This is a genomic window from Streptomyces sp. NPDC041108, assembly GCF_055592645.1.
On sequence record NZ_JBVIYK010000001.1, the window covers coordinates 590,865 to 614,151 of the forward strand.

Sequence of the window (23,287 nt, forward strand, 5' to 3'; positions counted from 1 at the left end):
GGCCGCTCAGAGGAGTCCGAGGTCCACCGACTCGGCCAGCGCGGCCAGCCCCGTCTCGTTCGGATGCAGATGGTCCCCGCTGTCGTACGCGGGGAGCAGCCGGGCCGGCCGGCCGGGGTCGCGCAGCACCGCGTCGAAGTCGAGGACGCCGTCGAAGGCGTCGTTGCCCCGGATCCAGTCGTTCACCGCGACCCGCTGGGCGTCGGCGGCGGCCGTGCAGCGGGCCTCGCCCTCGCAGGGCGCGATCGTCGCCGCCAGCATGCGCAGGCCCCGCTGGTGCCCCCGGGCCGCGATCTCCCGCAGCCCGGCGACGACCTCGCCCGCCGTCGTGCCCCAGCGGACGTCGTTGACGCCCTGGAAGACGACGACGGTACGGGCGGAGGTCTGGGCGAGGACATCACGGTCGAGGCGGTGCAGGGCGCTCACGCCGCCCGTGTCGGTGGAGACGCCGTCGCCCGGATAGCGGTCGGTGACCACGCGGTTCGCCGAGATCCCCTGGTTGAGGACGCCGTAGCGAGGGACCTCGTCCTGGTCCAGCAGCCGCCGGGCCAGCACGTCCGGCCACCGCCGGTTGGCGTCGACCGTCACCTTCTCGCCGTCGGTGATCGAGTCCCCGAGCAGGACCACCGAGCCCGGTCCGCCGCCCACGTCCACGCCGGTCAGCAGCGGCCAGGTGGTCACCGTCGAGGTGTAGGCCGCCGCCGAGGTCTCGCCCGCGTGGTCGCCCGGCCCGCTCACGTACGACGTCTGCTGGGCGAGCCGGTGCACGGGCGCGGCCGTCACCGTGTCCGGCAGATGGAAGCTCACCAGGAGGTCGGTGTCCGGGGGCACCTCGAAGCCCAGTGGGTCGCTGTACGCCTGGGCGCCCGCCGGGATCAGGGTGCCCGCCGCGCCCCCGAACGACAGCGGCACCGGCGCACTGCGGGCAGTGGCGCCCTCGGCCCGCAACGCCACCGTCGCGCTCCCCACCCGTACGGGCGCCGAGGCGAAGGTGTTGTCGAGCCGGATCCGCACCCGGGGCCCGCCCGCCGAGGTGTGGACGACGAGCCGCAGGGTCCGGTCGGTCCATGGTCCGACGGCCGTGTAGCCGGAGGTGGACGCGGCCCAACCGCCGGTCCAGCCACGTGACTCCGGGCGGACGGACAGGGCGAACACATGCAGGTCGGGGTTGCGCGGCAGGGTGACGGAGGCGATCTCGCGGCCCCGCCCGACCGGCACGGTGACGACGTACAGCCGTGCTTTCTCGGTGAGTTGACCGCCGGGGGTGTTGAGGTGGGGGAGGGAGACGGCCTTGGTGGCGAGCGGGCCGGTGCGCCAGTCGGAGGCGGTCAGGCGGTACGCGGAGCGGGCGCCGTTCGCATAGCGGACCGTCCCGGTGCCGGCCGCCTCCGTGCCGCCGGTGGCGGCGACGAGGAAGGCGAGGGCGTCGCCCCGGCCCCGCACCCGGACCGACTGGCCGGCGGCGCGTACGTTGTCGGGCTCGCCCGCCGTTCGGCGCGGCCAGGTCAGCCGCGCGCCCTGAACTGTCAGTGTGCGCCCCGGTGTCCATCCGGCTGCCGTCAGGTCGGCGGCGGAGAGCGAGTTCCCGAGTCCGTCGAAGTCGGCCTCGGCGGGCCGCGCGTCGTCACTGACCGCCCGGTTGTCGAAGAGACGTTTCAGGGGCGCCGGTCTCTCCTTCCCGCCGTGGGAGGCCCGGGCCGTGGCGACCGGCGCGGCCGTCGCCACGAGTGCCAGGACGACGGCCGTTCCCCAGACACGTCGGCGCACGCGTGACCCCTCCCGTTCGGTGCGGACCTCGATGGTGACGATGATGACGGATGCGGCATGGGACGACGACGAGGCGACAGATGTGTCATGAACCTAAAGAGGCGTCAGGGACCCGTCAATGAGGCGTGCTCGAACGGTGGACGAACTCCGGGCGAACAGGCGGACCCGCGCGCCTGTGGTGCCGGGAGCCAGGCGGATGACACGCTGAGCGCATGAACATCTCTTTCCTGGGCAACTGGCGCAAGAGGCGTGGCTCCGCCTTCGGGGTCGCGGTGTTCACCGGCGGCGACGGTGACGACGACGGTCACGCGGGACTCGCCCAGCTCCTCGCCGAATGCGAACTGCTGCGCGCTCAGGCCGCACAGGCGGGTGTGCGCCTGGACGACTCCGCGTCCTCGCTGGAAGCCCTCGACCAGCTCGTCCCGCGCTGGCGCGACGACGAGGAGAGCGCGGCCTGGCTCGGCAACGACGCCGGGCTCTACCTGGGCACGGTGGTCGTCCGGACCGTCCCCGGCGCCCGCTGGGAGATCTGGCCCGACGGTCAGCCCGTGGTGCGCCTGGCGTCCGGCCGGGAGATCGACGTGGTCGAGGCCGGCCAGGAGTGGGCGGCGAGCGGCGCGCCGGAACTCTCCCAGCTCTACGCCGAGGTCGCGGAGTCGTGACGCCCTCGCACCGCGCTCTCGCCGCCGCCCGTGGCGCCGTCGGGGGCACCGTCGGTGCGGCGACAATACGGCTAATGCGCGGCCGTGCGTGTCGTGGACGGGGGTCACGGCCGTCCGGATAGTTTGCGGCACCTGCGGCACGGCACGCACCGCACGACGGAGCACGGCACTGCACGGCAGGACACGGCACCGCACGACATGACAGGGCACACCACACCACGGCACGGCCGAGAGCGAGTAGGGCGGGCAGGGCATGGCGGTCGATCCGCTGATCGAGATGCGCGGCGTGAACAAGTACTTCGGGGAGCTGCATGTCCTCCAGGACATCGATCTCACCGTCGGCAAGGGGGAGGTGGTCGTGGTCATCGGCCCGTCGGGGTCGGGGAAGTCCACGCTGTGCAGGGCGATCAACCGGCTGGAGCCCATCCGTTCCGGCACGATCCTGCTCGACGGGCAGCCGCTGCCGGACGAGGGCAAGGCCCTCGCGGCACTGCGCGCGGACGTCGGGATGGTCTTCCAGTCGTTCAACCTCTTCGCGCACAAGACGGTCCTGCAGAATGTGTCGCTCGGTCAGATCAAGGTGCGCAAGAAGAAGAAGGAGGACGCCGACCGGCGCTCCCGTGAACTCCTGGACCGGGTCGGCCTCGCCGACCAGGCGCCCAAGTATCCGGCGCAGCTCTCCGGCGGCCAGCAGCAGCGCGTGGCCATCGCCCGCGCCCTCGCCATGGACCCCAAGGTCATCCTGTTCGACGAGCCCACCTCGGCCCTCGACCCGGAGATGATCAACGAAGTCCTGGAAGTCATGCAGCAGTTGGCGCGCGAGGGCATGACCATGGTCGTCGTCACCCATGAGATGGGCTTCGCCCGCTCCGCAGCCAACCGTGTCGTCTTCATGGCGGACGGCCGCATCGTCGAGGACCGCGCTCCGGACGCGTTCTTCACGCATCCGGAGAGCGACCGTGCCAAGGACTTTCTCTCCAAGATCCTCAAGCACTGACCACCGCCACCGGACCGGGTGCGGTCCTCGACTACGATGAGCGGTTCATCCACTTGGGGTGAGCGAGGCCGTGGACGCCACCCCGGCCGAAACAGGGACGCCGCCGCCGGACACGCGGCGGCCAGGGGCCAGGCCCGTCCGGCGGCAGCCGGAGATCACTGCTCGCGCAGCGGGATCGACACGTACGACGGGTCGTTCGGCGGCGAGGAGAAGGTCAGCTGCGCGCCGGTCGGGTTGTGCTCGATGTAGAGCGGGTCGACCGTGTCGACGACCAGGGCGAGACGGTGGCCCGCCGGAACGTCGTAGGCCGTGGAGAGCAACTCCAGGTCCACGCCGAGCGGCTGGCCGGGCGTCACGCCGTGGAAGGTGTACGGCGCGTGGCTGACCAGCTTGCCGAGGCCGAGCGGGCCCACGTCGTACAGATGGGCGACGAGGGTGCCGCTCTCCTTGGTCGGGGTCACCGTGGTGTGCAGCTTCGCGGTGCCGCGCACGGCCTGCGCGGTCGCGTACTTCTCCGACTGCCAGACGGCCGCCCAGCGGCGCGGCAGCAGCGGGATCGAGGCCACGGGAGGGAGTCGTGCCACCTGGTCCAGGATGCTGGACAGGAGGACGACCCCGCCGTTCGCGCCCGAGTCGACGTTCGCGCGGATCGTGGTGCCGCCCGTCAGGGCGAACTTCTCGCGGGTCGCGGTGACGGACTTCCAGTCCGGATAGCCCTCGAAGGCGCCGCCCGTGCGGGACTTGAGCCGGACGGGCTGCTCGCGGTCGATGCCGTTGTCGGTGCCCTTGAGGTAGCGGTCGAACCAGCGCCGGGTGTCCGTCCACACGTCGTTGGGCAGCCCGAACAGGCCGGTCAGCTCGGTGGTGGCGTGGTCGCCGGGGCGCAGCTCCAGCCGCTTGGGGCCGGTGAGCTTCTCGTAGAAGTCGGCGTACTGGTTGGGCGGGAAGACCGAGTCGCCCCAGGCGTTGGCGAGCATGACGGCCGTGCCGTGGTTGTTCAGCTGGTCCAGATAGGTCTCGGGGGAACGTTTCTTCCCCCAGGCGATCATGTCCTCCTCCTTCGTCAGGTCGGAGGCGTAGAAGCTCTTGAAGATCTGCTGGAGTTCAGGGCTCTGGCGGCCGGTGATCCGGCCGGCGCCGTCCAGCAGGGCGGACGCCTGGAGGTGCTGGGTGCGCCCGCCGTAGATCGAGTCGATCAGGTCCGCCCAGCCGCTCAGCGCGGCGACCGCCTTGACGCGCTTGTCGTGCGCGGCGGTGAGCAGGCTGATGCCCGCCCCGTACGACAGCCCCGCCATGCCGATGTGCGCGGCGTCGGCCGGGGTGTTGGCGAGGGCCCAGTCGATCACCTTGGAGGCGTCGGCGGTGTCGGGCGGGCCCGCGACCTCTATGTATCCGCCGGACTCCCAGAAGCCGCGGACGTTGTAACTGACCACCACGTAACCGGCGTCGGCCAGTTTCCGCGCCTGGGCCAGATACTCGATCTGCGGGAGGCCCCAGCTCGTGGGCAGCACGAGGAGCGGGTACGCGCGCGAGGTGTCGGCGGGCGCGACGACGTTGGCCTTGAGGACCGTGCCGCCGTCGCCGGTGATGTCCACGAAGCGGGTGGTGGGAGCGGCGGTGGAGCCGGAGGCCGCCTGGGCGGCGGGGGCGAGACCGAGGGCCGTACCGGCGATCAGGGTGGCCGAGACGGCGCCGACAACGCTGGTCCGCAGCGCCCCGGCCGTACGCGAGGTGGTGCCGTGCTGGTGTCTCATGGGTCGCCTCACTCGTGTCAGTGCAAAGTGACCCGACGGTAACCGGACTCCCTTACCGGAAGTAACTCCCCGGTAAGTTACGTGACGGTAACGTTCGGCGGTGAACCAGTGCGGCGGTGAACCTGTGCGGCGGCGCTAGGAGGCGCGGTGCGAGATCTGGGCCGGCGCGGAGGGCGCCGGGGCCTGGGCCGCGCGGGTGACGTCCGCGACGAGTTCGACGACATCGGCGCCGTACGCCTGCGAGTTGACGACCTTCAGGAGCAGGACGAAGGTGCCGGTGCCGTACTTGCGGTGCAGGCGCTCGTGGTTGCGGGCGAGGTAGCGGGTGGCGGCCTGGTTGGTGATCGCGCGCTGCCCGCAGAACAGGAAGACGGGCCGGGCCTGGTCCGGCTGGCCGGTGGTGAGCCGGGCCAGGATGACGTGCTCGGTGATGCCGGGGTCCAGACGGTACTGCTCGCTGCCGATCTGGAAGGCGGCCCGGTGGGGGCCGGGCTCGGGGTCGCTGTTGAAGACGACGCCCGGCAGCATCGCGGATATGTGCGCGGCCATCCGGCGGTTCGAGACCGGGCCTCCCACACAGAACTCGGTGCGCTCGCCGAAGCCCTGCTGGGCCGCGTCCTGGGTGATCATCTGCGCGTGCGCGCCGCAGTCCTTGATCAGCGCGGAGAGTTCCAGCAGCGCGAACACGTCGTACCGGTGGACGGCCAGGTCCGCGCTGGACGGATCACGGTTGACCACCAGCAGGGACTCGGAGTTGTCGGGCAGCCCGAAGAACGTCTGCTTGCGGCGGAGCTTCCTCTTCCACAGGTACGTCCGGAAGGCCCAGCCCAGCGAGGCGCTGAGCCCCGCCGTGAGCACGCCGAGGACGAGATTGCGCACGTCGTCATTCATGGCCGCGCATGGTAGCGGGCGCGGCCGAGACCTGTCCGAATCCATGTCCGATTCCGGGCCCGGTGTCCCGGTTCGGTGTGCCGTCGCTGGGGTGTCGCGACACCGCCGGATGGCCGAGACGCCGCTGACGGGGTCATGGCGCCCGCGTTAGTCTGCGCGGACGGTCCTTGACTGGAGGTACGGATGCGTCTGCGTCGCCCTGTCGCGCGGAAACTGGCTGTACTGGCGGCAACATCCGCCGTGGTCACGGTGGGGGCGGCCCCGCCGTCCCCGGCCGCGGCGGACCCCGTCGAGAAGGTGCCGCTCGCCGTCGGCTACGGCGGAGCCGTCTCCAGCGTCGACCCGGACGCCTCCGCCGCCGGTGTCGAAGTGCTCCGCAAGGGCGGCAACGCGGTGGACGCGGCCGTCGCCACGGCCGCCGCGCTCGGCGTCACCGAGCCCTACTCGGCCGGCATCGGCGGGGGCGGCTACTTCGTCTACTACGACGCCGGCTCCCGTACCGTCCACACCATCGACGGCCGGGAGACCGCGCCCCTGAGCGCCGACGAGAACCTCTTCCTGGAGAACGGCACGCCGATCTCGTTCGCCGAGGCCGTCACCAGCGGGCTGAGCGTCGGCACCCCCGGCACCCCCGCGACCTGGCAGACCGCGCTGAGCAGTTGGGGCAGCAAGCCGCTCGCCAAACTGCTGAAGCCCGCCGTGAAGCTCGCCCGCCACGGTTTCACCGTCGACGCCACCTTCCGTGCCCAGACCGCCTCCAACGAGGCCCGGTTCCGCAACTTTCCGGCCACGGCCGACCTCTTCCTCCCCGGCGGGCAGCTGCCGGTGGTCGGCTCGACCCTGAAGAACCCCGATCTGGCCCGCACCTACGCGCTGCTGGGCCGCAAGGGTGTCGGCGCCCTGTACCGGGGCGACCTGGCCCAGGACATCGTCGACACGGTCAACAAGCCACCGGTGGACCCGGGGTCGGGGTACAACGCCCGGCCCGGCGACCTGACCACGGCCGACCTCGCCGCGTACCGGGCCAAGCGCCAGGCGCCCACGAAGACGTCGTACCGCGGTCTCGGCGTCTACGGCATGGCCCCCTCCTCCTCCGGGGGCACCACGGTCGCCGAGGCGCTCAACATCCTGGAGCGGACCGACCTGGCGAAGGCGAGCGACGTCCGGTATCTGCACCGCTACATCGAGGCGAGCCGCATCGCGTTCGCCGACCGGGGCCGCTGGGTCGGCGACCCCGCCTTCGAGGACGTACCGACGAAGGGGCTGCTGTCGCAGCGGTTCGCCGATTCCCGCGAGTGCCTGATCAAGGACGACGCGGTGCTCACCAGCCCCGTCGCGCCGGGCGATCCGCGGAACCCGGCCGCCTGCGGGACCGGCGGCACCGCCGCGCCGACGACCTACGAGGGTGACAGCACCACCCACCTCACGGTCGCCGACAAGTGGGGCAACGTCGTCTCGTACACGCTCACCATCGAGCAGACCGGCGGCAGCGGCATCACCGTGCCGGGCCGCGGTTTCCTGCTCAACAACGAGCTGACGGACTTCTCCTTCACCCCGGCCAACCCGGCCGTGCACGACCCGAACCTGCCCGGGCCGGGCAAGCGGCCCCGCTCGTCGATGTCGCCGACGATCGTGCTCGACCGGCACGACCAGCCCGTGGTGGCGCTCGGTTCGCCGGGCGGCGCGACCATCATCACGACCGTGCTGCAGACCCTGACCGGGTTCCTCGACCGGGGCCTGCCGCTCGTCGACGCGATCGCCGCGCCACGGGCCAGCCAGCGCAACCAGACCACCACCGAACTCGAACCGGGCCTGTGGAACAGCCCGCTGCGCACGGACCTCGAAGCCATCGGACACGGTTTCCGGCAGAACCCGGAGATCGGCGCGGCCACCGCCGTCCAGCGTCTGTCGAACGGCAGGTGGCTGGCCGCCGCGGAGACCGTACGGCGCGGGGGCGGAGCGGCGATGGTCGTGCACCCCGCGAAGTAGCCCGCCGCCCGTCGGACTCACGGCCGTCGGACCCGCGGCCGTGGGTTCCCGCGCCGGGAGACCCACGGCCGGCGCGGGAACCTACGGCTGGGCGGAGTCGTCGGACGCGGGCGCCGGCGGTGGTGTCGTACGGAAGGCGAGCCGTCCGTCCTCCGCCTCCGCCACCACCCGGCTGCCGGACGGCAGCCGGCCGTCGAGCAGCAGCCGGGACAGGGGGTTGTCGACCTCGCGCCGGATCGTGCGGCGCAGCGGGCGGGCACCGTACTCGGGCTGGTCGCCGTGGCGGGCGAGCCATGCGACGGCCTGCCCGGTGAAGTCGAGGGTGACACCCCGCGCGCGCAGCCGGTCCCGGGTGCGCTCCAGCAACAGGTCGGTGATCCGCCGCAGCCGGTCGTCGGTGAGACGGCGGAACACCACGATCTCGTCGACGCGGTTGAGGAACTCGGGCCGGAAGTGTTCCCGCAGCGGCCGCAGGATCCGCTCGCGCCGGTCCTCCTCGGCCGCCTCCGCACCGGCCGCCGAGAAGCCCGCCCCGGCCCCGCCGCGGACCATGGCCTGCGAGCCCAGGTTGCTCGTCATGACGATCACCGTATGGGTGAAGTCGACCGTGCGGCCCTGCGCGTCGGTGAGCCGTCCGTCGTCGAGGACCTGCAGCAGCAGGTTGAAGACGTCAGGGTGGGCCTTCTCCACCTCGTCCAGCAACAGCAGCGCGTACGGGTGCCGGCGCACGGCCTCCGTCAGACGGCCGGCCTCCTCGTGGCCGACGTACCCGGGCGGGGCGCCGACCAGCCGGCTGACCGTGTGCCGCTCCTGGTACTCGCTCATGTCGAGCCGCACCATCCGGTCCTCGCCGCCGAAGAGGGCCTCCGCCAGCGCCCGGGCCAGTTCGGTCTTGCCGACGCCGGTCGGGCCCAGGAAGAGGAAGCTGCCGACGGGCCGTTCGGGACCGGCGAGCCCGGCGCGCGAGCGCAGCACGGCGTCCGCGACCACCTCCACCGCCTCGTCCTGACCGACCACCCGCCGGCGCAGCCGCTCCGCCAGCCCGAGCAGCCGCTGCGCCTCCTCCTGGGTCAGACTGCCGACCGGGATGCCGGTCTGCCGGGAGACGACCTCGGCGATGTCCTCGGCGGTGATCACCAGGCTCTGCCCGTCGTCGGCCCGCCCTCCGGCGTGGTGCGAGCCGATCCGCTGCCGCAGCTCGCCGATCCGGTCCCGCAGCCGGGTGGCCCGCTCGTACTGTTCGGCCGCGACCGCCTCGTCCTTGTCCCGGGCGAGCTCCTCGATCTCACGCTCCAGGGTGCGCAGATCGGTCCCCTTGGTCCGGGCGCGCAGCCGGACCCGGGCCCCGGCCTGGTCCATCAGGTCGATGGCCTTGTCGGGCAGCCGGCGGTCGGCGAGATACCGGTCGGACAGGTCCACGGCGGCCGTCAGCGCCTCGTCGAGGTAGCGGACCTGGTGGTGGGCCTCGTACCGGTCGCGCAGCCCGCGCAGGATCTCCAGGGCGTCCTCGCCGCCCGGCTCGGGGACGAGCACCGGCTGGAAACGGCGGGCCAGCGCCGCGTCCTTCTCGATCCGCCGGTACTCCTCCAGGGTCGTCGCCCCGACGATGTTCAGCTCGCCGCGTGCCAGGGCCGGCTTGAGGATGTCGCCCGCGTCCATGCCGCCGCCCTCGCCCGAACCGGCGCCCACGACGGTGTGCAACTCGTCGACGAAGACGACCAGTTCCCCGGAGTGCGCGCGGATCTCGTCGACGATGTTCGTCAGACGCTGCTCGAAGTCGCCCCGGAAACGGGTCCCGGCGACGACCCCGGACAGATCCAGGGCGACCACCCGGCGCCCGGCCAGGACGTCGGGCACGTCCCCCTCGGCGATGCGTTGGGCCAGCCCCTCCACGATCGCCGTCTTGCCGACGCCCGCCTCACCGATGAGCACGGGGTTGTTCTTGCCGCGACGGGAGAGCACTTCGACGGTCTGCTCGATCTCCTCCTCCCGCCCGATGACCGGGTCGATCCGGCCCTGCCGGGCGAGGTCGGTCAGATCGCGGCCGTACTTGTCGAGTGTCGGGGTGGCGGTCGGGGCGCGGCGCGGCAGGTCGGGGTGCGGCAGGTCGGGGTGCGGCGGCGGTCCGGAGAGGCCGGCGCCCGCCGGTGGCTCCGGCGGCTCCGCCGGCAGCGCGGCGGCCGCCGGCCGCGCCGCGCCGAGGATGTGACCGGCCGCCGAGTCGGGGTTGGCGGCGAGGGCGCTCAGGACGTGCTCGGGGCCGATGTGTCCGGAGCCGGTGGCCCTGGCCCGTTCGTGCGCGTCCAGGAGCGTGCGTTTGACCGCGGGAGTGAGGGCCAGGGAGGCGGGTGCGGGGCCCTGGCCCGGCCGGTGGCGCTCCGGGCCGGACCGGTCGTCGATCTCACCGGCCAGCGCGTCGGGGTCGGCGCCCGCGCGGGCCACCAGACTTCGGGTCGGTTCGGCGCTCAGTGCGGCGCGCAGCAGGTGCTGGGTGTCCAGGTCGGTGCTGCCGCGCCGGGCCGCGTACGCGGCGGCGTCGGCCACCAGTCGGCGGGCCTGGCCGCTCATCAGGCGGCCGACCTCGATCCGCCGGGGGCGCGGGCCGCCGAAGAAACGGGCGAGGAACTCACTGAAGGGGTCCGGACCGTAGGCCTCGGGCCCCGGGATACCGCTGTTCATTCGGCGCCGGGTTCCCGTGTGCGGTTCGGCTATGCGGGGGCGTCGTCGGGGTTCCGGTGGTCCGGTGGCTGCGGGTGCGCCGTGGTTGTTTCGCGCAGTTTCGCCGCGCCCCTGAGAAAACGGGGCTGCGCCCCGGCTTCTCATCGGTGCGTGCCGCCGGGGTTCGTGTGCCGCCGGCGTCTTGAGGCCCGCGGGGCCTGGCTGTTGAGGGGCGCGGGGAACCGCGCGAGACGCCCCACGCACTCGCACTCGCACCCGCACCCGAACTCGCACCCGCAAGAGCACGCGGAGCCCCTAGCGGGCCGTCAGTACGCGCGGGCCCGTCCTCGTGACGGCCACCGTGTGTTCCGCGTGGGCCGCGCGGGAGCCGTCGTCCGTGCGCAGTGTCCACCCGTCCGGCGCCGCGTGGAACCCGTCGCCGCCCCCACCGAGAACCATCGGTTCGATCGCCAGGACCATCCCGTGCCGCAGCTTCATGCCCCGCCCGGCCCGCCCCTCGTTCGGCACGCCCGGGTCCTCGTGCATCTGCCGCCCGATCCCGTGCCCGCCGAACCCGTCCGGAATGCCGTACCCGGCGGAACGGCACACGGTGCCGATCGCGTGCGCGATGTCGCCGATGCGGTTGCCGACGACGGCCGCCCCGATGCCCGCCGCGAGGGCGCGTTCGGCCGTCTCCACGAGCCGCAGGTCGGCCGCGCGCGGCTCGCCCACCACGAAGCTGACCGCCGAGTCCCCGGCCCAGCCGCCCAGCACGGCGCCGCAGTCGACGGAGAGCAGGTCTCCGTCCCGCAGCCGGTACGCCGTCGGGATGCCGTGCACGATCGCGTCGTTCACGGAGGCGCAGATGACCGCGGGGAACGGCGTGGGCGCGAACGAGGGCCGGTAGCCGAGGAACGGCGACGAGGCGCCCGCCTCCCGCAGCACCTCGCGCGCCACCTCGTCCAGTTCGAGCAGGGACACTCCCACGTCGGCCGCCTTCCGCACCGCCGTCAGCGCGTGCCCCACGACCTGCCCGGCCTCGTACATCGCGTCCATGGACGCATCCGTCTTCAGTTCCACCATGCCAATTATTATACCGCTCAGGGCCCAATTAAAATACCGGTCCCTCGGCGGGGATCGGTATTAGAATGGGGTCATGGTGCGCACCCCACTGACCCCCGAAGAGCGCGAACGCGGCGAGCGGCTCGGCCGGTTGCTGCGCGAGGCCCGCGGCGGCCGGAGCATGGCGGAGATCGCCGCTCACGCGGGACTCTCCGCGGAGACCCTGCGGAAGATCGAGACCGGCCGGGCCCCCACCCCGGCCTTCTTCACGATCGCCGCCCTCGCCCGCGCCCTGGGTCTGTCCATGGACGAACTCGTCACCCGCTGCGCCCAGGCCGCCGAGAACGCACCGGCGGCAGCCGTCGCCTGAGCCCCGGCCCGGACCCGTCGCGCACGCCCGTCGCCCGGCCGCGCACAGCGCATCGCGTCCGCCCCGAAAACCTCACGTAGCCCGCCCGTAACACAACTGGTGTTTTCTTGCGGGTCGGAGCACTCCAGTCGGCCGGGGAGCATGCGATGACTGTGAATCAACTCCCGGTGCAGGTGCAGGAGTTCGCGCAATACCTGAACAAGCTGATGGCGAAGCTGGACCAGGGCGGCGGCTGGTGCGCCGTCTTCTGGCAGCGCGATCCCGACGGCATGCGTGCCTGCCTGGACGGCCAGGAGGTGCCGCCCTGGGACGTCGTGGAAGCGCTCATGCACGACCTCGACACCGCCTACGGCCCGGCCGCCGCGGCCCAGGAGACCCGGCGCGCCCGCGCTCTGCACAGCGCCTCCCTCGCCGCCTACGACGCCCGGCCCGGCGGCCGCGACGCCCTCGGCGACCGCCTCGACGTCATGCTTCGCGAACAGCGCTACGCCGCCGAACGCACCGCCGAACTGACCCGCCGGCTCCAGTCGGCCACCACCCAGGTCGAGGCCGACACCGTCCGCCTCGACCTCGCCTGGGCCCACGACGACCGCGAACGCGCCACGGCCCGCTGCACGGAGCTGCGCACCCGCATCGAGCACGCCGACCGCCGCGCCCCGCACGACCCCGTGCGGGGCGCGGCGCACGGTCGGAAGAACACCGCCGGGGACGTCTTCCGGGTGGGCGAACCACAGGCGCGCGAGACCACGGCCGAGTCGGCGCGGTACCCGGGCGAGCGTGCGTACGTGGAGCACTACGGCGTCGGAGGCCCTGCCCCCGTCCCCGAAGGGGGCGTTCGTACGGCTCCGGACGCCGATCCGGGCGCCGCCCCCGCCCCCGACCCGGGCGCCGCCCCCGAGGCCGGCGCCCAGGCTGCCGCCCCGGCGCCGGTCAAGCAGCGGGCCAGGCGCCGCCCGCGCGGGGGCGCCCGGTTCGCCGGGGCGGTGGAGGCCGAGGACGACCCGCCCGTCGCGCCGGAGGACGACCGGCCCCACATGCCCGCGACCGCACCGGCCGCCGGTCGCAGGGGCCGCGCTCCCCGGGGCGCCCGGTACGCCGGAGTCGCGGAGCGGACCGAAGGGGAAGCGGAGCCGCCGAGGCAGCCGCAGGCGCGGCAGCCGCTGGACGACGACGCGCGGCGCGAGGTCGCCGGCACCGTGGAGCGCCTGGTGCTGCTGCGCCGGGAGGGCCGCAGCGGCGAGGCGCACGCCCTTCTCGTGGAGGCCGCGCGGTGGCCCGCCGCCCGCTTTCCGCTGCTCGCGGCCGACCTGCACCGGGCGGGGCTCGACGCCGACTGGGCGACCCTGCTGTGGGAGGCCGGCTCGCTGCCCGCCGACCGGCTGGTCGCGGTGGCGGACGCCCTGAACGCGGTGGGCCGCGCCCCGGACGGGGAGCAGATGCTGCGGCAGGGCGTCTCGCGGCCCGCCGAGGAGATCGGCGAGGCGGTGCTCGCCCTCACCACCGAGGGGCGTGAACGGGAGGCGCGTGCGCTGCTCGACGTCTATGTGCGCGTGCGCACTCCGGAGGAGGCGGCGCGCACCGCGCAGGCCCGTCCGCGACTGCTCAGGCCCCTCGTGCTGGCGGCGGCGAGCCGCGTCTCCGAGGAGCGCCACCGCGAGGTGGTGCACGCGCTGCGCGTGCAGGGGCTCAGCTGACCCGTCCGCCCCGTCCGCCCCGTCCGCCCCGTCCGGCCCACCGGCACCGCCCGACGGCGCCGGCGGGCCCGGCGCGCGAAACGCAGGGGTAATCACCCACTGGAGTGCGAAACGTGATCGACTCGGCCGGTTGACGACGATGGTCTTGCCCAGCCCGTCGACGGGGCTTAGTTTCAAGCCTCTACGGCCTGCGTCTACGGGCGTAGAGGCTCGCTGGGGTCCCTGTCGAAGGAGCAGCTGAGATGGCCAACGTCGTACGCGCCGCCCTCGTCCAGGCGACCTGGACCGGCGACACCGCCTCCATGGTCGCCAAGCACGTCGAGCACGCCCGTGAGGCCGCCCGGCAGGGCGCGAAGGTGATCGGCTTCCAGGAAGTCTTCAACGCGCCCTACTTCTGCCAGGTCCAGGAACCCGAGCACTACGCCTGGGCGGAGCCCGTGCCCGACGGCCCCACCGTCACGCGCATGCGGGAGCTGGCCCGCGAGACCGGCATGGTGATCGTCGTCCCGGTCTTCGAGGTCGAGCAGTCCGGGTTCTACTACAACACCGCCGCGGTGATCGACTCCGACGGCAGTTACCTCGGCAAGTACCGCAAGCACCACATCCCCCAGGTCAAGGGCTTCTGGGAGAAGTACTACTTCAAGCCCGGGAACCTCGGCTGGCCGGTCTTCGACACGGCCGTGGGCAAGGTCGGCGTCTACATCTGCTACGACCGCCACTTCCCGGAGGGCTGGCGCCAGCTCGGTCTGAACGGCGCCCAGCTCGTCTACAACCCCTCCGCGACCCACCGGGGCCTGTCCTCCCACCTGTGGCAGCTGGAGCAGCCCGCGGCCGCCGTCGCCAACGAGTACTTCGTCGCCGCGATCAACCGGGTCGGAGTGGAGGAGTACGGGGACAACGACTTCTACGGCACGTCCTACTTCGTCGACCCGCGCGGCAAGTTCGTCGGCGAGGTCGCGAGCGACAAGGGCGAGGAACTGGTCGTACGGGACCTCGACTTCGACCTGATCGAGGACGTGCGGCAGCAGTGGGCGTTCTACCGGGACCGCCGCCCCGACGCCTACGAAGGACTCGTACGGCCCTGACGGGACTCGTACCGCCCCGGCGTGGGCACGTACAGCCGTGACACCCGCAGAACCCGTACAGGAGTGAAAGGAGTGGTGCAGCCGTGACCGACGAACTGCTCGGACGCCACAAGGCCGTACTGCCCGACTGGCTCGCGCTCTACTACGCGGACCCCCTGGAGATCACCCACGGCGAGGGCCGTCACGTCTGGGACGCCGCCGGCACCCGGTACCTCGACTTCTTCGGCGGCATCCTCACCACGATGACCGCGCACGCGCTGCCCGAGGTCACCAAGGCGGTGAGCGAGCAGGCCGGGCGGATCGTCCACTCCTCGACGCTCTACCTCAACCGGCCGATGGTCGAACTCGCCGAGCGGATCGCCCAGATGTCCGGCATCCCCGACGCCCGTGTCTTCTTCACCACCTCCGGCACCGAGGCCAACGACACCGCGCTGATGCTGGCGACGACCTACCGCCGCAGCAACCAGATCCTGGCGATGCGCAACAGCTACCACGGCCGCTCGTTCAGCGCGGTCGGCATCACCGGCAACAAGGGCTGGTCCCCGACCTCGCTGTCCCCGCTCCAGACGCTGTACGTGCACGGCGGCGTCCGCACCCGCGGCCCGTACGCCGACCTGAGCGACGCCGACTTCATCACCGCCTGTGTCGCCGACCTGGAGGACCTGCTCGGTCACGGCCGCCCGCCGGCCGCGCTGATCGCCGAGCCGGTCCAGGGCGTCGGCGGCTTCACCTCACCGCCGGACGGCCTGTACGCGGCCTTCCGTGAGGTGCTGCAACGGCACGGCGTGCTGTGGATCGCCGACGAGGTGCAGACCGGCTGGGGCCGCACCGGCGACCACTTCTGGGGCTGGCAGGCGCACGGGCAGAACGGCCCGCCGGACATCCTCACCTTCGCCAAGGGCATCGGCAACGGCATGTCCATCGGCGGTGTCGTCGCCCGTTCCGAGGTCATGAACTGCCTGGACAGCAACTCGATCTCGACCTTCGGCGGCACCCAGATCACCATGGCCGCCGGGCTCGCGAACCTGAACTACCTGGTCGAGCACGACCTCCAGGGCAACGCGCGGCGCGTCGGCGGACTGCTCATCGAACGGCTGCGGGCGATCACCGCCCAGATCCCCCAGGTGCGGGAAGTGCGCGGCCGGGGCCTCATGATCGGCATCGAGCTGGTCAGGCCCGGCACCGACGAGGCCAACCCCGAGGCCGCGTCCGCCGTCCTCGAAGCCGCACGCCGGGAGGGCCTGCTGATCGGCAAGGGCGGCGGCCACAACACCAGCGCGCTGCGCATCGCGCCCCCGCTGTCGCTGACCGTCGCCGAGGCCGAGGAGGGCGCCGGCGCCCTCGAACGGGCTCTGAGGAGCATCCAGTAGCACCAGAGGATCAGATCTGAGGAACACCGCCATGACCACCACCTCGGCCCCCGCTCCGGAACCCGCCCTGTCGGTACGCCAGGTCCTCAACCTGGACCGGGTCCTCGCCGGAGAGCCCGAGGTGGTGGCCGGGGCCGGTCAGCTCGACCGGCCCGTGCGCTGGGTCCACGTGGCCGAGGCCCCCGACGTGGGCGTGATGCTCACCGGCGGCGAGATGGTCCTCACCACCGGGGTCCTGCTCGCCGGGAACGAGGAGGCCCAGGCCGAGTACATCCGCTCCCTGTACCGGGCCGAGGCCGCGGCGGTCGTCCTCGGCCTCGGCCGGGCCTTCCCGACGCCGCCCGACGTGATGCGCCGGGCGGCGGAGCGGTGCGGTCTGCCGATGGTGGTGCTGCACCGGCCGTTCCCCTTCGCCGAACTGACAGAGGAGGTCCAGTCGCGGCTCGTACGGCGGAAGTTCGCGGCCGTGAGCCTGTCGGAGGCCGTCCGTACGGCCCTGACCGGGCTGATCACCGCCGGTGCCCCGCTCCAGCAGCTCCTCGACGAGATCGCCCACCACGCGGGCTGTCCGCTCGTCGTCACCAATCTCGCCCATCGCGTCCTCGCCACCGCGGGGGAGCGGTCCGCGGTCGACGACGTGCTGCGCGACTGGGAGCGCATCGCACGGCAGGCGGGCGGCAGCGAGGGCGACGGCTGGGTACGGGCCGAGCTGGGCGGACGCGGGGAGCGCTGGGGCCAGATCGTGCTGTGCGGACACCGGGGCGACACCGCCACGGGGCGGCTGCTCGCCGACCGGGCCGCCGAGGCGCTCGTCCTGCACCGCATGCTCGGCGGTTCGGCGCACAGCTGGGAGGAACAGTCCGCGCAGAGCCTCCTGACGGACCTCGTCTCCGGGGTCGTACCGGCCCGGCAGCTGCTGCCGAGGGCCCGCGCGGCCGGACTCCCGGTCAACCGCCGTACCTTCGTGCCGCTCGTCGTGCGCGAGGAGGATCCGGCCCAGCTCGACCGGGTACTGCGGATGCTCGGACTTCCCGGGCTCGTCGCCGAACTGGCGGAGGGCGCCACCGCCGTGCTCCTCAGCCTCGCCCGGGACCAGGACGCGACCGCCCTCACCACGCACTTCGCGACCCGGCTGCGGTCGGAGTCGGGGGCGCGCGGGACGGTCGTCGCGGCCGCCGAGGCGCGGACCACCTGGGAGGACGTGCCGGGCGGACTGCGGGAGGCGCGCCATGTGGCGGACGCCGTCGCCCAGTCCGCGGCGACCGGGCTCGACCTGCCCCCGGTCGTACGCCTGCGCGATGTCCATCTGCGCGGCCTGGTCCGGCTGCTGCGGGACGACCCGCACGTCCAGGCGTTCGCCGAGCGGGAGCTGGACGGGCTGCTGCGCGGTGACGGGCACGCCGAGCAGGACCTGCTGCCCGTACTGCGCACCTATCTCGCGACCGGCCGCAACAAGTCGCACACCGCCCAGCTGCACCACGTCAGCCGGCCCGCGCTGTACCGCCGGCTGGAAGCCATACAGGCCCGCCTCGGCGTGGACCTCGACGACTTCGAACAGGCCGCGTCCGTCCACATCGCCCTCCTCGCCCACGATGCGCAACAGGGCTGAAACATGCCGGGACCTGCGAAAACAGCGGTGAAACATGCGCCCAGGAAGGGGTGACACGGTGGAACGGAGAAGGCCCGCAGACGTGACACCGTGCAACTCAAACCGGCTTCGCGGACTTCCTACTCTCGCTGCACACCGAGTGACCGGAGGTCCCGATGAGCAGAGTCATCCGCGCAGCGATCTTCCAGACGGCCTGGACCGGCGACAAGGAGTCGATGATCCAGGTCCACGAGCAGGCGGCCCGCGACGCCGCCGCGCAGGGTGCGCAGGTCATGTGCTTCCAGGAGCTGTTCTACGGGCCCTACTTCTGCCAGGTCCAGGACAAGGCGTTCTACGAGTACGCGGAAGCGATTCCCGACGGCCCCATCGTCAAGCGCTTCCAGGCGCTCGCCAAGGAACTCGGCCTCGTCCTCGTGCTGCCGATGTACGAGGAGGAGCAGCCGGGCGTCCTCTACAACACCGCCGCCGTGATCGACGCGGACGGCAAGTACCTCGGCAAGTACCGCAAGCACCACATTCCCCAGGTCCCCGGCTTCTGGGAGAAGTTCTACTTCCGCCCCGGCAACGCGGGCTGGCCGGTCTTCGACACCGCCGTGGGGAAGATCGGTGTCTACATCTGCTACGACCGGCACTTCCCCGAGGGCTGGCGTGCGCTGGGTCTCGGCGGCGCGGAGATCGTGTTCAACCCGTCGGCCACCTCACGGGGCCTGTCCCGCTACCTGTGGCAGCTGGAACAGCCGGCGTCGGCCGTCGCCAACGAGTACTTCATCGGCGCCATCAACCGGGTGGGAGTCGAGGAACTCGGCGACAACGACTTCTACGGCACCTCCTACTTCGTGGACCCCGAAGCCCAGTTCGTCGGCGAGGTCGCGAGCGACAAGGAGACCGAACTCGTCGTCCGCGACCTGGACCTGGCCAAGCTCCGCGAGGTACGCGACCGCTGGCAGTTCTTCCGCGACCGCCGCCCGGACGCGTACGGCCCGCTGACGGCGCCGTAGCGACGCACGGCCCGCGCCCCTGATTCCCTCAGGGGCGTGGGGCAGTGCCTGATACGCGGCTTCCGCCGCGTGGGCGCGACCAGCCACGAACGACCGGCACTTTCCCGACAACCGAACGGAGCGTGACCGAATGAGCGGCCGTACTCTGATCCGCGGCGGTCTCGTCATCACCGCATCAGACGAACTGCACGCCGACGTCCTGATCGAAGACGGCCGCGTCGTCGCCCTGGCGGCGAGCGGCACCCCCACCGCCGGCGCCTGGACCGCCGACCGCACCCTCGACGCCACCGGCAAGTACGTCGTCCCGGGCGGCGTCGACGCCCACACCCACATGGAACTCCCCTTCGGCGGCACCTTCGCCTCCGACACCTTCGAGACCGGGACCCGGGCAGCAGCCTGGGGCGGTACCACGACGATCGTCGACTTCGCCGTGCAGAGCGTCGGCCACACCCTGCGCGAGGGCCTCGACGCCTGGCACGCCAAGGCGGAGGGCAACTGCGCGATCGACTACGGCTTCCACATGATCGTCTCCGACGTGAACCAGGACACGCTGAAGGAGATGGACCTGCTGGTGCAGGAGGGCGTGACCTCCTTCAAGCAGTTCATGGCCTACCCGGGCGTCTTCTACAGCGACGACGGCCAGATCCTGCGCGCCATGCAGCGCTCCGCCGACAACGGCGGACTGATCATGATGCACGCGGAGAACGGCATCGCGATCGACGTGCTGGTCGAACAGGCCCTGGCCCGCGGCGAGACGGACCCCCGCTACCACGGCGAGGTCCGCAAGGCCCTCCTCGAAGCCGAGGCCACCCACCGCGCCATCAAGCTCGCCCAGGTCGCCGGAGCACCCCTGTACGTCGTGCACGTCTCGGCGATGGAGGCGGTCGCCGAGCTGGCCCGGGCACGCGACGAGGGGCTCAACGTCTTCGGCGAGACCTGTCCGCAGTATCTGTTCCTCTCCACGGACAATCTCGCGGAGCCGGACTTCGAGGGCTCCAAGTACGTGTGCAGCACCCCTCTGCGGCCGCGCGAGCACCAGGCGAAGCTCTGGCAGGGCCTGCGCACCAACGACCTCCAGGTGGTCTCCACCGACCACTGCCCGTTCTGCTTCGTCGGCCAGAAGGAACTGGGCCGCGGCGACTTCTCCAAGATCCCCAACGGCCTCCCGGGCGTCGAGAACCGCATGGACCTCCTCCACCAGGCGGTCGTCGACGGGCACATCTCGCGGCGCCGCTGGATCGAGATCGCCTGCGCCACCCCGGCCCGCATGTTCGGCATGTACCCGAAGAAGGGCACCATCGCGCCGGGCGCGGACGCCGACATCGTCATCTACGACCCGCACGCCGAGCAGGTCATGTCCGCCGAGACGCACCACATGAACGTCGACTACTCGGCGTACGAGGGCAAGCGCACCACCGGCCGGGTCGAGACGGTCCTCTCGCGCGGCGAACTCGTCATCACCGAGCGGGAGTACACCGGGCACGCCGGGCACGGCGTCTACACCCCCCGCTCCACCTGTCAGTACCTCAACTAGGAGCGGAGCACATGGACTTCGGACTCGTCCTGCAGACCGACCCGCCGGCCTCGCGCGTCGTCGAGCTGATGAAGCGTGCCGAGAACAACGGTTTCACGTACGGCTGGACCTTCGACTCCGCCGTGCTCTGGCAGGAGCCGTTCGTCATCTACAGCCAGATCCTGTCCAGCACCACGAGACTGACGGTCGGCCCGATGGTCACCAACCCGGGCACGCGCACCTGGGAGGTCACCGCCTCGACCTTCGCCACGCTCAACGACATGTTCGGCAACCGCACGGTGTGCGGCATCGGCCGCGGCGACTCGGCGATGCGGGTGGCGGGCCGCAAGCCCAACACCCTGGCCCGGATCAGTGAGGCCATGAAGGTGATCCGGTCGCTGGGCAGCGGGGGAGAGGCCGACCTCGGCGGTACGGTCATCAGCTTCCCCTGGATCAAGGAGGGCGCCGAACTCCCGGTCTGGATGGCCGCGTACGGCCCCAAGGCCCTGAAGATGACCGGTGAGGAGGCCGACGGCTTCATCCTCCAGCTCTCCGACCTGTATCTCACCGAGTACATGGTCAAGGCGGTCAAGGACGCGGCCGTCGCCGCCGGGCGCGACCCGTCCGAGGTGAAGATCTGCGTGGCCGCCCCCGCGTACGTCACCGAGGACGACTCGCCCGAGGCGCTGGCGCACGCGCGCGAGCAGTGCCGCTGGTTCGGCGGGATGGTCGGCAACCACGTCGCCGACCTGGTGTCGAAGTACGGCGAGCACTCCGCGGCCGTACCGGAGGAGCTGACGGACTACATCAAGGCACGTGAGGGGTACGACTACTCCCACCACGGACGTGCCGACAATCCCGACACCCAGTTCGTGCCGGACGAGATCGTCGACCGGTTCTGCGTGATCGGCACTCCCGAGGCGCACATCGAGAAGCTGAACGCGCTGCGCGCCCTGGGCGTGGACCAGTTCGCCGTCTACGACATGCACGACGCGCAGGAGCGGGTGATCGACGTCTACGGCTCCACGGTCATCCCGGCCGTCAACGGCTGACCCTCCGCTCCCTTCCCGGAACGGGCCGGTGACTGCGAGAATCCGGCCACCGCAACAAACGGAACCAGTAGCTCCGATTCTGGTGCCGACCGCTTCGCCTCCCGCCCCCCACACCTTGTCTCCCTTCCCTCCGCCGTCCCGGAGGGAAGGGGCCCAAGGCCCCCGCACGGCCTTTCGTTCCCGTCCCGCCTCCCCTGATTGGCCTGCCCATGACCGAAATAGCTCCCTCGGGGTCGCCGACAGCTCAGACCGCCGACCCGTCCGGCCGGATCGAGCTGGCCCCCGAGGCGTTCCCCGCCGAGAGCCCCTTCGCCAACGAGGACCTGCGCCCCGTACCCGTCTCCGAGCGCAAGTGGACGACGTACAACTTCGCGGCGCTGTGGATCTCCATGGCCCACTGCATCCCCAGCTGGACCCTGGCCTCCGGCCTGGTCGCCCTCGGCATGGACTGGAAGCAGGCCGTCTTCACCATCGCCCTGGCCAACATCATCGTGCTGCTGCCGATGCTCGCCACCGGGCACGCCGGCCCCAAGTACGGCATCCCCTTCCCGGTGCTCGCCCGCGCCTCCTTCGGGCTGCGCGGCGCGAACATCCCGGCGATGATCCGGGCGGCCGTGGCCTGCGGCTGGTTCGGCATCCAGACCTGGATCGGCGGGTCCGGCATATTCGTCCTCGGTTCCAAACTCACCGGCGGCGAATGGGAGAAAGCGGGACAGATCGGGGGGCACCCCTGGCCCCTGTGGCTCTGCTTCATCGTCTTCTGGGCGCTGCAGATAGCGATCATCTACCGCGGCATGGACTTCCTGCGGCACTTCGAGAACTGGGCCGCGCCCTTCGTGATCGTCGGCGCGCTCGTGCTGCTGATCTGGATCGCGATCAAGGCCGACGGCTTCGGTGCGCTGCTCGACCAGCCGTCCAAGCTCGGCTGGGGACCGGACTTCTGGCCGGTCTTCTTCCCGTCGCTGATGGGCATGATCGGCTTCTGGGCGACCCTGTCCCTGAACATCCCCGACTTCACCCGCTTCGGCGCCAGCCAGAAGGCGCAGACCTGGGGCCAGGCCCTGGGGCTTCCCACCACCATGACCCTCTTCGCCGTCCTCGCCGTGCTGGTCACCTCCGGCTCCGAGGTGGTCTACGGCGAGGCCATCTGGGACCCGGTCGCGCTGGCGGCCAAGACGGACAGCGCCTTCGGACTGCTCTTCGCCCTGATCATCGTGCTGGTCGCCACCATCTCCGTGAACATCGCGGCGAACGTCGTGTCACCGGCGTACGACCTGGCGAACCTCGCCCCGAAGCTGATCAACTTCCGCACGGGCGCCCTCATCACGGGCGTCGTGGGCATCCTGATCTTCCCGTGGAAGCTGATCTCGACACCCGAGTTCTACATCTTCACCTGGCTCGGCGTGGTCGGCGGTCTGCTCGGCACCGTCGCCGGCATCCTCATCGCCGACTACTGGATCATCCGCCGCACCGTCCTGCACCTCGCCGACCTGTACACGCCCGGCGGGCGCTACTGGTACGCGTCCGGCTGGAACTGGCGGGCCATAGCGGCCTTCGTGGTCGGCGGTGTCCTCGCGGTCGGCGGCTCCTACTCGACCGTCTCCGAGGACGGCGTGGCCTCGGGACCGTTCCCGCACGACGGCATGATCCCGTTCCTCAAGCCGCTCGCCGACTACGGCTGGGCGGTGGGTCTGGGCACGTCGATGCTGCTGTACGTGGCGCTGATGTCCGGCGAGAGGAAGAAGGCGGGGCAGCGGACGGAGAAGGCGGCCGTCTGACGCGGCCGTGACCGGGGCGGCGGTGGCCGTGCCGGAGG

17 protein-coding genes are annotated in these 23,287 nt (G+C 71.8%); 12 read left to right on the forward strand and 5 right to left on the reverse strand.

Annotated elements, in window-relative coordinates:
* Nucleotides 1-6: 6 nt before the first annotated feature.
* Nucleotides 7-1,767 (reverse strand): SGNH/GDSL hydrolase family protein, encoded by a 1,761-nt coding sequence (locus tag ACZ6BB_RS02435; protein WP_471613467.1) that lies wholly within the window; start codon nt 1,765-1,767, stop codon nt 7-9.
* A 212-nt stretch (nt 1,768-1,979) separates the two neighbouring features.
* On the opposite strand from ACZ6BB_RS02435, the gene ACZ6BB_RS02440 reads away from it, so the two are divergent.
* On the forward strand, nt 1,980-2,429 hold the full coding sequence (locus ACZ6BB_RS02440) for a DUF6278 family protein (protein WP_471613468.1): 450 nt from the start codon (nt 1,980-1,982) through the stop codon (nt 2,427-2,429).
* Nucleotides 2,430-2,682: 253 nt separating this feature from the next.
* Nucleotides 2,683-3,426: an amino acid ABC transporter ATP-binding protein gene (locus ACZ6BB_RS02445; RefSeq protein ID WP_471613469.1), complete on the forward strand. Its 744-nt coding sequence runs from the start codon at nt 2,683-2,685 to the stop codon at nt 3,424-3,426.
* A gap of 155 nt (nt 3,427-3,581) precedes the next feature.
* Here ACZ6BB_RS02445 and ACZ6BB_RS02450 read toward each other — a convergent pair whose 3' ends face one another.
* Together ACZ6BB_RS02450 and ACZ6BB_RS02455 are read right to left on the reverse strand one after the other, a co-directional pair.
* Nucleotides 3,582-5,180 carry a CocE/NonD family hydrolase gene (locus ACZ6BB_RS02450; protein WP_471613470.1) on the reverse strand — a complete coding sequence of 533 codons (1,599 nt, stop codon included), beginning with the start codon at nt 5,178-5,180 and terminating at the stop codon, nt 3,582-3,584.
* 135 nt (nt 5,181-5,315) lie between these two features.
* Nucleotides 5,316-6,071 (reverse strand): hypothetical protein, encoded by a 756-nt coding sequence (locus ACZ6BB_RS02455; protein WP_471613471.1) that lies wholly within the window; start codon nt 6,069-6,071, stop codon nt 5,316-5,318.
* A 183-nt stretch (nt 6,072-6,254) separates the two neighbouring features.
* Here ACZ6BB_RS02455 and ggt point away from each other — a divergent pair, with 183 nt between their 5' ends.
* Complete coding sequence (ggt, locus tag ACZ6BB_RS02460) at nt 6,255-8,060, forward strand: gamma-glutamyltransferase (protein ID WP_471613472.1); 1,806 nt, start codon at nt 6,255-6,257, stop codon at nt 8,058-8,060.
* 81 nt (nt 8,061-8,141) lie between these two features.
* Here the strand turns inward: ggt and ACZ6BB_RS02465 are convergent, their stop codons facing one another.
* Nucleotides 8,142-10,739 (reverse strand): ATP-dependent Clp protease ATP-binding subunit, encoded by a 2,598-nt coding sequence (locus ACZ6BB_RS02465; protein WP_471613473.1) that lies wholly within the window; start codon nt 10,737-10,739, stop codon nt 8,142-8,144.
* A gap of 294 nt (nt 10,740-11,033) precedes the next feature.
* Nucleotides 11,034-11,801, reverse strand: coding sequence for a type I methionyl aminopeptidase (gene map / locus ACZ6BB_RS02470; protein WP_471613474.1), 768 nt, complete (start codon nt 11,799-11,801; stop codon nt 11,034-11,036).
* 73 nt (nt 11,802-11,874) lie between these two features.
* Between map and ACZ6BB_RS02475 the strand changes: the two genes are divergently transcribed.
* The 9 genes from ACZ6BB_RS02475 to ACZ6BB_RS02515 all read left to right on the forward strand — a co-directional run bounded on the left by ACZ6BB_RS02475 (nt 11,875) and on the right by ACZ6BB_RS02515 (nt 23,249).
* Nucleotides 11,875-12,150, forward strand: a complete 276-nt coding sequence (locus ACZ6BB_RS02475; RefSeq protein ID WP_471613475.1) for a helix-turn-helix domain-containing protein — start codon at nt 11,875-11,877, stop codon at nt 12,148-12,150.
* Between the two features lie 146 nt (nt 12,151-12,296).
* Nucleotides 12,297-13,844: a hypothetical protein gene (locus ACZ6BB_RS02480; protein WP_471613476.1), complete on the forward strand. Its 1,548-nt coding sequence runs from the start codon at nt 12,297-12,299 to the stop codon at nt 13,842-13,844.
* Nucleotides 13,845-14,086: 242 nt separating this feature from the next.
* Nucleotides 14,087-14,929: a nitrilase-related carbon-nitrogen hydrolase gene (locus ACZ6BB_RS02485; protein ID WP_471613477.1), complete on the forward strand. Its 843-nt coding sequence runs from the start codon at nt 14,087-14,089 to the stop codon at nt 14,927-14,929.
* Nucleotides 14,930-15,012: 83 nt separating this feature from the next.
* A complete protein-coding gene (locus ACZ6BB_RS02490) occupies nt 15,013-16,299 on the forward strand; it encodes an aspartate aminotransferase family protein (protein WP_471613478.1) in 1,287 nt (428 codons plus the stop codon).
* A 31-nt stretch (nt 16,300-16,330) separates the two neighbouring features.
* A complete protein-coding gene (locus tag ACZ6BB_RS02495) occupies nt 16,331-17,908 on the forward strand; it encodes a PucR family transcriptional regulator (protein ID WP_471613479.1) in 1,578 nt (525 codons plus the stop codon).
* Between the two features lie 155 nt (nt 17,909-18,063).
* A complete protein-coding gene (locus ACZ6BB_RS02500; RefSeq protein ID WP_230213592.1) occupies nt 18,064-18,906 on the forward strand; it encodes a nitrilase-related carbon-nitrogen hydrolase in 843 nt (280 codons plus the stop codon).
* 130 nt (nt 18,907-19,036) lie between these two features.
* Nucleotides 19,037-20,440, forward strand: coding sequence for a dihydropyrimidinase (gene hydA, locus ACZ6BB_RS02505; RefSeq protein ID WP_471613480.1), 1,404 nt, complete (start codon nt 19,037-19,039; stop codon nt 20,438-20,440).
* A gap of 11 nt (nt 20,441-20,451) precedes the next feature.
* Entirely contained in the window at nt 20,452-21,471 is a 1,020-nt protein-coding gene (locus ACZ6BB_RS02510; RefSeq protein WP_471613481.1) for a TIGR03842 family LLM class F420-dependent oxidoreductase, read from the forward strand.
* 209 nt (nt 21,472-21,680) lie between these two features.
* A complete protein-coding gene (locus tag ACZ6BB_RS02515; protein WP_471613482.1) occupies nt 21,681-23,249 on the forward strand; it encodes an NCS1 family nucleobase:cation symporter-1 in 1,569 nt (522 codons plus the stop codon).
* Nucleotides 23,250-23,287 lie beyond the last annotated feature (38 nt).